We start from the raw sequence: 11,894 nt of genomic DNA, 5'->3' as shown, positions 1-11,894 counted from the left end.
CGAGCGGCGGATGACCTAGGCGGGCGGTCCCGCGGAGCGGCCGGAGGAACGGCGGCTCGAACGACGCGCCGCCTTGGTGGTGACCTGCACGGCACCACTGTCGGTCCGCTCGTCCGAGTCGGTGGACTCCGCCCCGGACTCCGGCGTGGCGTTCGGTGCCACGACCACCGGTGTCGGTGCCGAACCGACACTGCCGGCCGCCCTGCTCACCTTGCGCCGCTTCGGGCGGCTCGCGGGCGTCTCCCGGGAGTCAGAAGTCTCCTGTTCGGGAGAAGCCTCCGGGGTCGGAGCAGCCTCCCGCTCCGGAGCAGCCTCCTGGGCCGGGGGAGCCTCCTCGGCCGGAGCAACCTCCGGGGCGGGGGAAGCCTTCTCAGCCTCTTGGACCGGAGCAGCCTCCTGGACGGCGGGGGCACTCTGCTCCGCACCGGCCGGCGCCGAGGTGGATTCCTTGGGCTCGCCCTTGGACTCGCCCTTGGACCGCTTGCGCTGCCGCGGCCGGTCTCGCTCGCCCGTTTCGCGTTCGGGTTGCCCGGCAACGGCCGGCTCCGGCTGCTTGTCCCCGCTCGCGACCTCGTGGGCCGGGGCGGCCGTCGTGTCGGCCGGGGACTCCTGCTGTGCCCCCTTCTTGCGCTGGCGGCCACGACGCGATCCTCCGCCGGACCCGTTGCCGGTTCCGTTGGTGGCGTGGACGTGCTGGGAGTGGTCGACCAGTTCCGTCGTCACCAGCACCCCACGACCGCGGCAGTGTTCACAGGTGCTGCTGTATGCCTCCAGCAGCCCGGTTCCCACCCGCTTGCGGGTCATCTGCACCAGTCCGAGCGAGGTGACCTCCGCGACCTGGTGCCGCGTGCGGTCCCTGCCCAGGCACTCGGTCAGACGACGCAGCACCAGGTCGCGGTTGGACTCCAGCACCATGTCGATGAAGTCGATCACGATGATGCCGCCGATGTCGCGCAGCCGCAGCTGGCGCACGATCTCCTCGGCCGACTCCAGGTTGTTCTTGGTGACCGTCTCCTCGAGATTGCCACCGGAACCCGTGAACTTGCCGGTGTTGACGTCGATGACCGTCATGGCCTCGGTACGGTCGATGACCAGGTAGCCACCGGAGGGCAACCAGACCTTGCGGTCGAGGGCCTTGGTGATCTGCTCGTCGATGCGCTGCTCGGCGAAGACGTCCTTGGGACCGGTGTGCTTGATCAGGCGCGGCATCAGCTCGGGAGCGACGTGCTGCACGTAGGCCTCGATCGTGTCCCACGCGTCGTTGCCCTGCACCGTCAGCGAGGAGAAGTCCTCGGTGAACAGGTCACGCACCACCTTGATCAGCAGGTCCGGCTCCTCGTAGAGCAGCTGTGGTCCCTGCGCCTTCGGTGCCTCGGCCCGTTCCTTGATGATCTCCCACTGGGCCTCCAGCCGGAGGACGTCGCGCTCCAGCGCCTGCTCGCTGGTGCCCTCGGAGGCCGTCCGGATGATCACGCCCGAGTTCTCCGGCACGATCCGCCCGAGAATCTCCTTGAGCCGCTTGCGCTCGTTGTCCGGCAGCTTGCGACTGATCCCGGTCGCTCCACCACCGGGCACGTAGACCAGGAACCGGCCGGGAAGACTGACCTGGGTGGTCAACCGGGCGCCCTTGTGCCCCAACGGTTCCTTGGTGACCTGGACGAGCACGTTGTCACCGGTGGAGAGCGCCTGCTCGATCCTGCGGGCCTTACCGGCCAGCCCGGCGGCGTCCCAGTCCACCTCACCCGCGTAGAGCACCGCGTTGCGGCCCTTGCCGATGTCGACGAAGGCCGCCTCCATGCTCGGCAGGACGTTCTGCACCCTGCCCAGGTAGACGTTGCCGACCAGCGAACCGGTGTCGGACGAGGTCACGAAGTTCTCCACCAGTACCTGGTCCTCGAGCACCGCGACCTGTGTCTGATCGCCCTGCTCGCGCACGACCATCCGGCGCTCCACCGACTCGCGTCGGGCGAGGAACTCCGACTCCGACAGCACCGGAGCGCGCCGCTTCCCGGTGTCGCGCCCGTCCCGGCGACGCTGCCGCTTGGCTTCCAGGCGCGTCGAACCCTTGATCGCCCGGACCTCGTCCGTGGCGTTGTCGTGCCGCTCGGCCTCGGTGGTCTCACGGACGTGCACGACGGTGTTCGGCGGATCGTCCTCACGGGTACTGCCGTCACCGTCACCACCCGAACCCTTGCGGCGGCGCCGACGCCTGCGACGGCTCGACACGGCCTCGCCGGGATCCTCCTGCGCCTCGCTCTCGGCGGGCTGAGCGGAACCGCTCTGCTCATCGGTGGTCTCGGCGGACTTGTCCTTCTTCTTGCCCGCCGACTCACCGCCCTTGTTCTTCTTGTCCTTCTTGCTCTGCTTACCGACGCGCTCGGCCTTGTCGGCCTTGTCGGGCTTCTCGGCCTTCTCCGGTTTGTCGGCCTCCTCGGAAGGGGCCTCCTCGGAGGGCTCGGCGTTCGGGTCGGTGGAATCGGCCTGCTCTCCGTCACCACCACGTCCGCGGCCACGTCCCCTGCGGCCACGCCGCCGACGACGGCGCCCGATGTACTCTTCCTCGTCCTCCGCCGTCCCCTCCGAAGCGTCCGAGGACTCGCTCGGTGTCTCCGCGGGCGGCGCCTCCGCGGACGGAGGCTCCTCGCTCGGACTCCCCGCGGGGGGAGACTGCTCGCTCACGGGCTGCTCGGGCTCGTCGCGGACAGGCGCTTCCTGGTTGGCCGGCGGCGGCTCCGGTGCCAGAAACATCGCCTGCAGAGCAGGCGCGACCGGAGCAGCCTGTGCACTGTCGGTGGCCACCGCCGTGCTCGCTTCGGCCGTCTCCGCGGTCGCTTCGGCAGCCGGAGTCGGCGCAGCGGTCTCGCCGGGCTCCTCCCGCGACTCGGACGTCCGCTCCGCCTCGTCGGCGTGCGGGCGAAGCGTGTGGACCACTCGTAACGCGAGTTCACGGCTGATGTTCGCCTGCGCACTGCGCACGGACTCACCCAGCGAACCCAGCGTCGTGATGATCTCCCGACTGCTGGTACCCAGCAACTTCGCCAGCGCGTGAACCCGCAGTTTAGGGGGCAACTCGAATGTAGTCGACTCTGCCTGCGAGCCATCCCCAGCGGGTGTGGTCGATGGCCCGCTGGCACTTCCAGCGGGCGTTTCCATGTTCAACATCCAGCTCCTTCGCCCCCGGGCGCATCCTGCGTACAGGACGCGGCCACACAGGGACCTTCTACGATCTTCGGTCTCCGCCACCCGCCGGTGACGGCAATTCTTCGGTTCCCCGAGGTCCCGACGTTCGTCGAAGTCTCACGACGGGGCCGACGGCGCCTGCTCACCGAGTCCGTCACCCGACGGGGAACTCACCTCGTCGGGCTCCGGCCGCTACCCTGTCCTGGGCCAACGGGTCGGTAAGCTCTCCTCGTTCGTCGAGCCGCCCCTGCCGCAACCGGGTCGCTCGCGCGACTACCGGCAGGACCGGACCGGCGACGACGCGAAGAGCACTCAGTACGTCGTCGGGTCGTACGACCGGTGTTGCCTGCCGTACGACCGTTACGAGTATCCCATATGGTTCCGAATCTTTCGCCCGATCGTCCATATCCGCATCGGACTCGGATTCACGAACACGCAGCGCGATCAATTCCTCGCAGGAGGGTGTCCCCTCGTGCACCTCGGCACTGATCACCGCGGCCCGTGCGTCCAGACTACGGCGGCCGTTCTTGGTCATCCGTTCGACCTCGACCGTGGGCGCCTCCATCAAGCGTGCCACCGCCGAGCGCAGTTCGGCCACCCGCACGCCGGGAAGCTCGATGCGCCACAGCCCGGCCTCCAGCCGGTCAGCCAGCGAATCGGACCCCGCGGGCACCACGTCCAGCAGATCCATCCCGGTGGGAAGTACCCACCGCAACTGCTCGTGTAGCTTCAGCGGATCCACCTGCTCGGCGAGATGGATCTCGACGTACTCCGCCTCGCTGGCAGCTCCGGTCGGTACCGCACCCGCCCAGGATACCTTGGGGTGCGGAGTGAAGCCCCGTGAGTGCGCCATCGGAACACCCGCGCGGCGCAACCCACGTTCGAAAGCACGAGCGAGGTCGCGATGCGAGGTGAAGCGCAGCCGACCCCGCTTGGCGTAACGCAGCCGCAGCTTCTGGACCGATGCGGCGGGCGAAGTGGGTTGATGCCGACTCACCGACGCGCTCCCCGGGGTCTCGCCGGTCTGCTGATGGACCGTACTCTTCCCGAACACCCTACCGGCAAGACGTCCACCGCCGACGAGCGGTCGGGGTGCCGACGGCGCCACACGGAGTCGTCGGAGCACGAGACCGTGCAACCGGCGGGCCCTCATTCCGACGGGGACAGGTCCGGGTTCCGTACCGGCGACGACGAACCGACGGGCGTGATGGGCAGCAGCGGACGTCCCGAGGGCCCCACCTCGATGTCGGTGCCCATGGTCGGGCACACCCCGCAGTCGAAGCACGGCGTCCAGCGGCAGTCGTCCTGCTCACGGCCATGCAGCGCGTCCGTCCAGTCCGTCCAGAGCCACTCCTTGTCCAGCCCCGAGTCGAGGTGGTCCCACGGCAGGACCTCCTCCGCGGTGCGCTCACGCGTGGTGAACCAGTCCGGCCCCACGCCGAACGGAGCCAACTCCTCGCGTGCGCACCTCATCCACTGCTCGAAGGAGAAGTACTCGTTCCATCCGTCGAAACGACCGCCCTCGCGCCACACGCGCTCGATGACTCGGCCGAGCCTGCGGTCACCGCGCGAGAGCAGTCCCTCGATCAAGGAGGGCCTGCCGTCGTGGTAGCGCACACCGATGCTGCGGCCGAGACGACGATCGGCCCGGACCGTCCGACGAAGCTTGCGCAGTCGTTCGTTGACCGTCTCGGGATCGCACTGCGCGGCCCACTGGAAGGGCGTGTGGGGCTTGGGCACGAATCCGCCGATGGAGATCGTGCAACGGATGTCGTCGCGCCCGGCGGCCCTGCGACCGGCCCGGATGACCTCCTTGGCCATCGCGGCGATCTGGAGCACGTCCTCGTCGGTCTCGCTCGGCAGACCGCACATGAAGTACAGCTTGACCTGGCGCCATCCGTGGACGAACGCGGTGGTCACAGTGCTGATCAGTTCCTGCTCGGAGACCATCTTGTTGATCACTCGGCGGATTCGCTCACTACCGCCCTCCGGTGCGAACGTCAGGCCCGACCGCCGACCGTTGCGGGAGAGCTCGTCGGCGAGGTCGACGTTGAAGGCGTCCACCCTGGTGGAGGGCAGCGACAGCCCGGTGTTGGTGCCCTCGTACCGGTCGGCCAGGCCCTTGGTGATCTCACCGATCTCGGAGTGGTCGGCCGAGCTCAGCGACAGCAGGCCGACCTCGTCGAAGCCGCTGGCCTGGAGGCCGCACTGAACCATGTCGCCGATGCCCTCCGCGGAGCGCTCCCGCACCGGCCTGGTGATCATTCCCGCCTGGCAGAACCGGCACCCGCGCGTACAACCCCGGAATATCTCCACGCTCATGCGCTCGTGCACGCTCTCCGCCAACGGCACCAGCGGCTGCTTCGGGTACGGCCACTCGTCGAGATCGCTCGTGGTGCGCTTGAACACCCGATACGGCGCGCGCCGGTGGGTGGGTGCCACCTCACCGATCCGCCCGTCGGGCAGATAGCTCACCTCGTAGAGCGCCGGCACGTAGACGCCGTCCGTCTCGGCCAGCCTCAGCAGGAGCTCCTCCCTGCCGCCGGGACGGCCCTCGGAGTCGAACCGCCGAAGTACGTCGGTGACCTCCAGGACGGCTTCCTCGCCGTCGCCGAGCACCACGGCGTCGAGGAAGTCCGCGACGGGCTCGGGGTTGAAGGCGGCGTGCCCGCCACCCAGCACGACGGGATGCTCGTCCGTGCGCTCGGTCGCGTACAGCGGGATACCCGCCAGGTCCAGGGCGGTGAGCAGATTGGTGTAGCCGAGTTCGGTGGCGAAGCTGACCCCCACCACGTCGAAGGCGCCGACCGGGCGGTGGCCGTCGACGGTGAACTGGGGAACGTCGTGTTCGCGCATCAGCGCCTCGAGGTCCGGCCACACCGAGTAGGCGCGTTCGGCGAGGGCGTCGGAACGCTCGTTGAGCAGCTCGTAGAGGATCATGACGCCCTGGTTGGGCAACCCCACCTCGTAGGCGTCCGGGTACATCAGGCACCACCGCACAGCGACGGTGTCCCAGTCCTTGACGGTGGAGTTGGGTTCACCACCCACGTACTGGACGGGCTTGGACACCCGCGGCAGCAGCGGTTCCAGGCGTTCGAAGACGGACTCGACGGGCACGCGGTCAGGATAGTTCCCGCACCGCGCGCCCGTCGCACGGCTCGGACGCTCTCGCGCCGCCTCAGACCTCGCGGGTGAACCAGACCTGGTCGCGCTGGTCGTCATCACCGACGCGCAGCGCACCCGGCCACCGGCCACGCTCGGTCCAGCCCCGGTCTGCGTAGAACTCCTCCAGCTCCTGACCGGAGCGGGTGGTCAGGCTCAGTTGCGCCAGCCCCAGTGCCTGGGCGTGGGACACGGCGGCGTCGAGCAGCGTCGCGCCCAGTCCCCGCCCCTGCACGTCGGGATCGACCAGCAACCACTCGATCTCGGCGTGGTGCTGTCGCACGGGCAGCTCACCCGGACGCAGGACGACAGCACCCGCCAGCGCGTGAGCCTGGCCCGACGTGAGCATGTGCCGACGCTTCGGGCGCACCGACAGATCTCCGATGACGTTCTCGACGACGCCGGTGATGGTTTCGAGCTCGGTGGTCGCCGTGAATCCGGTCGCCCCACCCGCGACCGTGACCCGCCCCAGCAGGTCGGTCAGCGCCGTGGACAGTTCCGGATGCGGTTGGTCGACCCGGTGCGGACCACTGGTGAAGTCCGGCTCGCTCATGCCTGCAGCTCCGGGAACCACAGCTTGAGCTCGCGCTCGGCGGACTCGACCGAGTCCGAGCCGTGCACCAGGTTGTACTGGACCTCGAGGCCGTAGTCGCCGCGCAGGCTGCCGGGGGCGGCCTTGCCCACCGGGTCGGTGCCGCCGGCGAGCTGCCGGAACGCCGAGATCGCGTGCGGTCCCTCCACGACGGCCGCCACGACCGGGCCGGAGGTGATGAACTCCAGCAGCGACTCGAAGAACGGCTTGCCGTCGTGCTCGGCGTAGTGCTGCTCGGCGAGCTTGCGGTCGACCCGGCGCAGGTCCATCTCGACCAGCTTCAGACCCTTGCGCTCGATACGACCGATCACCTCGCCGACGAGGCCGCGCTCGACACCGTCGGGCTTGATCAGCACCAGCGTACGTTCACTCACGGGCGTGTCTCCTTCGATATCGGGGGCGCACGTCCGTCGAACCGCCTGCGCCCGATTCGTCCCCCAGCGTATCGACGCACGTGGCCGTCCCCGGCGAGCGGGGGCTACGGCGCGATGAGCTCCACGGTGGGGAAGTACGTGCGGTAACGACGGGCATCGCGCGTCAGCAGCCTCAACTTGCTCACGGCCGCGTGCGCTCCGATGAAGGAGTCCGGGAGAGGTGCGTGCTTCCGTCCGCCACGCTTGCGGTGGTCCTGGAAGCACTTGCCCGCCAAGAACGCCGCCGACCACGGGAGCGGAGTTCGGAGGAAGTAGTCTTCCGGAAACGCCTCTTCGACTTCCTCCACCGTCGGGAAGCGCACCGAGACTTCGGCGAAGATCAAGGGTTTGATCACGAGTGGTCCCTCGTTGGCCGCCCGCTCAAGCGCGGACGCCGACCACTGCACCCAGTCGGCCTCCGCAATCACAAGATCCAGCAAGGCGTTGGAGTCGACCAGCGTAGCCGGCGCCCGGTTACGCTCGCTCTCCACGCGTCAGTTCCATGATCTCGTCGGTACTCATGCCCTCGCCACCGGCTCGCCCCGTCAGGTGTCCGACCAGGCGTCGTCCCCGATTCGGGCTCGCGTGACTGCGCCTGAGCACGAGGGCGTCCTCCCCGTCGACGAACTCGACCTCGTCGCCGGGCATGATGCCGTACTGCTCGCGCTTGTCGACCGGGATGGTGGCCTGACCCTTTTCGGTTACTCGCACAAGAGTAGGAATACTACCGTCCTTACTCTTACATCATGATCATCACTCGCTCGTGTGGCTCCACCACGCGCTGACTCTGGTGTGAACGGGAGCACGACGATAGATTCGACGGCATACCGACCGGCCGGTCCGGGCCGGGACAGCGAGCGAGGAGAGCCGCGATGCGCGCCGCCGTGCACACCGCCCCGAACGAACCGCTCCGGATCGAGGAGCTGGCCGATCCGCGTCCCTCCCGCGGCGAGGTGGCCGTCGACGTCACCTCGTGCGGCGCCTGCCACTCGGACCTGCACGTGCTCAAGGGCGAGCTCCCGTTCCCCACCCCCGGTGTGCTCGGGCACGAGGTCGCCGGCGTGATCAGCGAGCTGGGGTCGGACGTCACCGACCTGGCGGTCGGCGACCGCGTGGTCACGAGCTTCATCATGCCCTGCGGGGACTGCGCGCAGTGCGCGAGCGGGAACGAGGAGATCTGCCTGAACTTCTTCGCCTACAACCGGGCCAAGGGCCAGCTCTACGACGGCGACACCCGGCTGCGCCGACCCGACGGCGAGCCGGTGTGGATGTACTCGATGGGCGGGCTGGCGCAGCGCTCGGTGACCCCGACCACCTCGGTCTACCGGGTTCCCGACAACGTCGAGTTGGCCGACGTCGCCTCGATCGGCTGCTCGACCATGACCGCCTACGGGGCGCTGCGGCACACGGCCGACGTGCGGGTGGGGGACGCGGTGGCGGTCATCGCCGCCGGCGGCGTCGGCTCGGCGCTGATCCAGCTCGCGGCGGTGTTCGGGGCCTCGGTGATCGTGGCCGTCGACATCAGCGACGAGAAGCTGGCCGACGCCCGCGAGCTCGGCGCCACGCACACGGTCAACTCCGGTACGGTGGACGCGGTCGCGGCCGTGCGGGAGGCCACCGGCGGGCGCGGGGTCGATGTGGCGTTCGAGGCCCTGGGGAGTGCGAGCACCTTCGCCGTCGCGCGGGACTCGGTGGTCGAGGGCGGCCAGGCCGTCATGGTCGGCATCGCCCCCAAGGGCACCACCGGCGAGCTCGACCTCGGCACCCTCGCCAGGAAGAAACTGCAGATCAAGGGGTCCTACGGGGCCAAGCCACGACGTGACATGCCGGTGCTGCTCGACCTGGTGGCACGCGGCCGACTCCGCCCGCAGGACACCGTCAGCCGCCGCTACCCGCTGGAGGAGGTCGGCGAGGCCTACGCGGCGCTGGACCGCGGCGAGGTACGCGGCCGAGCCATGATCGACATCGGCTAGTCCGACGAATCCAACGGGTGGCGCCACCTCAGACCGGGATAGCGGGCGAACCCACGATCAGCGGTGATCCACTCGCAGCCGTGCTCGATCGCGATGGCCGCCAAATACGCGTCGGGGACGAGGTTGCCCTTGGCATCGGCCTTCCGACACAGCTCGGCAAAAATGTCCCAGTGCCTGGGGCCGGGGTCCAGTGGGACGAAAGCAGGCGCCGAACGAATCACGTTGACGAACTCCAGTGCCTTGTCCGGTGCCAGCCACCCCGGCCATACCCTGGGGTTGGTCACGACACGTAGGTATCCACTGAACACCAACGACGGAACACCCACCGGCGTGGGGCCGTTGAGCGCCTCTTCGAGCCATTCGTAGTAGGCGGAGTGATCCGGCAGCGCAACGTTCTGCGCGTTCAGCAGCACGTTGACATCGCAGGCGATCACCTCTCGTCGTCCATGAAGTCGCGCAGTGCGGCATTGTTCGCCAGGTCCACACCCGGCTTCGGCTCACCGAGATCGAAGGTCGGCAGCGTGAACCGCGGGACCTCCTTGCTCTCCATCTCGGACCGGCGCAACTCGGCGAAGCGCACGTCCTCGTCGATCAAGGCACTAACGGTCGTGCGCTCCATCGCCGCACGCTTCTTCAGATGATCCAGCAGATCACCCTCGATGGTGATGGTGGTCCTCGTCGCCGTCGTCATACATACGAGAATACGCAGACCGCATCATGATGCACCACCCTCGGACGGGCGAAATCAGGACTGCGGAGGGTGACCGGGTGGGTGGCCCAGTTGGTCGGCCAGGCGCCCCTCGCGCATCCGCCGGGCGACATCGCGACGCAGGTAGAGCATGTAGCCCCAGATCCCGGCGAAGAGCAGCCCCATGACTCCGATGGCCGGATGCGCGAAGAAGCACAGGATCATCGCCGCCTGGAGGGCCAGCGCGAACCCCAGCCCCCACGAGCGGCGCTGCACGAACGCCGCGACCAGCATCAGCACCGCCAGCGCGCCCACCACGGCGAAGCCGACGCTGCCGACCCCGGCCCCGAGCTGCCAGACGACCGGCAGGGCGAGGCCGAACACGATGAACTCCAGCACCAGCGTGCCCGCCATGACCCCGCGCAACCCCTTCCAGGGGTCGCGCACCTCGGGAGGAGCCGTCGGCAGGCCCTCCTCCCGTGCGGGCTCCTCCGGATTCGACGCGGTCACACGGGCTCCTTGCCGAACAGTGCCCGGCCCTCACCCGCGGTCACGACCGATCCGGTGATCACCACACCACCACCGGTGATCGACTCGTTCGGGTCCGAGGTCTCCTCGGCCATCCCGATCGCGGTCTCGACCGCGTCGTCCAGTCGGGCCTCGACGACGATGCGCTCCTGCCCGAACAGCTCGGAGGCCACCCCGGCGAGTTCGTCGGGGTCCATCGAGCGCGACGACGAGTTGCGGGTGATCACCAGCTCCTCCACCACGGGTTCCAGCTCGCTCAGGATGCCGCGGGCGTCCTTGTCGCCCATGATGCCGACCACCGCGACCAGGCGCCGGAAGGAGAACTCCGAACTCACCGCGTCCGCCAGCGCTCGCGCGCCGTGCGGATTGTGCGCGGCGTCGACCAGCACCGTAGGTGCGGAACGGACCCGTTCGAGGCGCCCGGGAGTGATCACGCTCGCGAAGCCGTCGCGAACGGAGTCGATGTCGAGCTGACGATCGGACCCGGCGCCGAAGAACGCCTCGACGGTGGCCAGCGCGATCGCCGCGTTCCGCGCCTGGTGCTCGCCGTGCACCGGCAGGAACACCTCGTCGTAGACACCGCTGAGCCCCTGCAGCCGCACCATCTGGCCGCCGACGGCCACGGTGCGCTCCAGCACGCCGAACTCGTGCCCCTCACGGGCGACGGTGGCGTCCATCTCGGCGACGCGTTCCATGACGACCTGCTCCACCTCGGCGGGTTGCGCGGCCAGCACCACCACCGATTCGGACTTGATCACTCCGGCCTTCTCCCCGGCGATACCGGCGAGGTCGGAGCCCAGGTAGTCGGTGTGATCGACCGAGACCGGGCACAGCACCGCTATGTGCGCGTCGGCCACGTTGGTGGCGTCCCAGCTTCCGCCGAGTCCCACCTCCAGGACCGCCGCCTCCACCGGGGCGTCGGCGAAGGCGGCGAAGGCCATCCCGGTCAGCACCTCGAACTTGCTCATCGGCACGTCGCTGCGGGAGTCCACCAGGGACACGTAGGGAGCGACGTCGCGATAGGCCTCGACGTAGTCGGCCGGGCTGATCGGACGAGCGTCGATGCTGATGCGCTCGGTGGCCATCTGGAGGTGCGGGCTCGTGTAGCGACCGACGCGCAACCCGATGCGGCTGAGCAGGGCGTCGACCATGCGCGCGGTGGACGACTTGCCGTTGGTTCCGGCGACGTGCAGAACGGGATACCCGCGCTGCGGCTCGGCCAGCAGGTCCGTCAACGCCCTGATCCGGTCGAGCGAAGGCTCGATCTGGGTTTCCGGCCGGCGCTCGTTGAGCTCGGCCTCCACGACCCGCAGCTCTTGCAGCCCGCTGGACTCCGTGCCGGTCACGCTGTCACTCCC

General features: G+C 69.0%; 12 protein-coding genes. 1 reads left to right on the top strand and 11 read right to left on the bottom strand.

What is annotated here, in order from left to right; translation table 11 throughout:
- Nucleotides 1–15: 15 nt before the first annotated feature.
- The 7 genes from FHX42_RS13275 to FHX42_RS13245 all read right to left on the bottom strand — a co-directional run bounded on the left by FHX42_RS13275 (nucleotide 16) and on the right by FHX42_RS13245 (nucleotide 8,058).
- The gene (locus FHX42_RS13275) at nucleotides 16–3,162 is read right to left on the bottom strand and encodes a translation initiation factor IF-2 N-terminal domain-containing protein (RefSeq protein WP_220480252.1); all 3,147 of its coding nucleotides are present in this window, start codon (nucleotides 3,160–3,162) and stop codon (nucleotides 16–18) included.
- Between the two features lie 172 nt (nucleotides 3,163–3,334).
- Entirely contained in the window at nucleotides 3,335–4,177 is an 843-nt protein-coding gene (locus FHX42_RS13270; RefSeq protein WP_328796095.1) for a TIGR03936 family radical SAM-associated protein, read from the bottom strand.
- A gap of 152 nt (nucleotides 4,178–4,329) precedes the next feature.
- Nucleotides 4,330–6,297 (bottom strand): TIGR03960 family B12-binding radical SAM protein, encoded by a 1,968-nt coding sequence (locus FHX42_RS13265; protein ID WP_182544577.1) that lies wholly within the window; start codon nucleotides 6,295–6,297, stop codon nucleotides 4,330–4,332.
- 61 nt (nucleotides 6,298–6,358) lie between these two features.
- Complete coding sequence (locus FHX42_RS13260; protein ID WP_182544576.1) at nucleotides 6,359–6,895, bottom strand: GNAT family N-acetyltransferase; 537 nt, start codon at nucleotides 6,893–6,895, stop codon at nucleotides 6,359–6,361.
- Nucleotides 6,892–7,308 carry a nucleoside-diphosphate kinase gene (gene ndk, locus FHX42_RS13255; RefSeq protein WP_182544575.1) on the bottom strand — a complete coding sequence of 139 codons (417 nt, stop codon included), beginning with the start codon at nucleotides 7,306–7,308 and terminating at the stop codon, nucleotides 6,892–6,894. The genes FHX42_RS13260 and ndk overlap by 4 nt, the downstream gene beginning before the upstream one ends.
- A 104-nt stretch (nucleotides 7,309–7,412) precedes the next feature.
- The gene (locus FHX42_RS13250; RefSeq protein ID WP_235987283.1) at nucleotides 7,413–7,703 is read right to left on the bottom strand and encodes a type II toxin-antitoxin system VapC family toxin; all 291 of its coding nucleotides are present in this window, start codon (nucleotides 7,701–7,703) and stop codon (nucleotides 7,413–7,415) included.
- Nucleotides 7,704–7,821: 118 nt separating this feature from the next.
- On the bottom strand, nucleotides 7,822–8,058 hold the full coding sequence (locus FHX42_RS13245) for an AbrB/MazE/SpoVT family DNA-binding domain-containing protein (RefSeq protein WP_182544573.1): 237 nt from the start codon (nucleotides 8,056–8,058) through the stop codon (nucleotides 7,822–7,824).
- 161 nt (nucleotides 8,059–8,219) lie between these two features.
- Here FHX42_RS13245 and FHX42_RS13240 point away from each other — a divergent pair, with 161 nt between their 5' ends.
- On the top strand, nucleotides 8,220–9,320 hold the full coding sequence (locus FHX42_RS13240; protein WP_182544572.1) for a zinc-binding dehydrogenase: 1,101 nt from the start codon (nucleotides 8,220–8,222) through the stop codon (nucleotides 9,318–9,320).
- Here FHX42_RS13240 and FHX42_RS13235 read toward each other — a convergent pair.
- Genes FHX42_RS13235 through folC form a run of 4 tightly spaced genes read right to left on the bottom strand, consistent with a single transcriptional unit; the run spans nucleotide 9,317 to nucleotide 11,882 of the window.
- Entirely contained in the window at nucleotides 9,317–9,754 is a 438-nt protein-coding gene (locus FHX42_RS13235; RefSeq protein ID WP_182544571.1) for a type II toxin-antitoxin system VapC family toxin, read from the bottom strand. The genes FHX42_RS13240 and FHX42_RS13235 overlap by 4 nt on opposite strands.
- Entirely contained in the window at nucleotides 9,751–10,011 is a 261-nt protein-coding gene (locus FHX42_RS13230) for a DUF2191 domain-containing protein (RefSeq protein WP_182544570.1), read from the bottom strand. Before FHX42_RS13230 ends, FHX42_RS13235 begins: the two co-directional genes overlap by 4 nt.
- Before the next feature lie 54 nt (nucleotides 10,012–10,065).
- Entirely contained in the window at nucleotides 10,066–10,518 is a 453-nt protein-coding gene (locus tag FHX42_RS13225; RefSeq protein ID WP_182544569.1) for a DUF4233 domain-containing protein, read from the bottom strand.
- Nucleotides 10,515–11,882 carry a bifunctional tetrahydrofolate synthase/dihydrofolate synthase gene (gene folC / locus FHX42_RS13220; protein WP_182544568.1) on the bottom strand — a complete coding sequence of 456 codons (1,368 nt, stop codon included), beginning with the start codon at nucleotides 11,880–11,882 and terminating at the stop codon, nucleotides 10,515–10,517. Before folC ends, FHX42_RS13225 begins: the two co-directional genes overlap by 4 nt.
- Nucleotides 11,883–11,894 lie beyond the last annotated feature (12 nt).

The organism is Halosaccharopolyspora lacisalsi (genome assembly GCF_014137975.1).
GTDB classification, from domain to species: Bacteria; Actinomycetota; Actinomycetes; order Mycobacteriales; family Pseudonocardiaceae; genus Halosaccharopolyspora; species Halosaccharopolyspora lacisalsi.
This window is presented reverse-complemented; position numbering and strand designations above follow the sequence as displayed.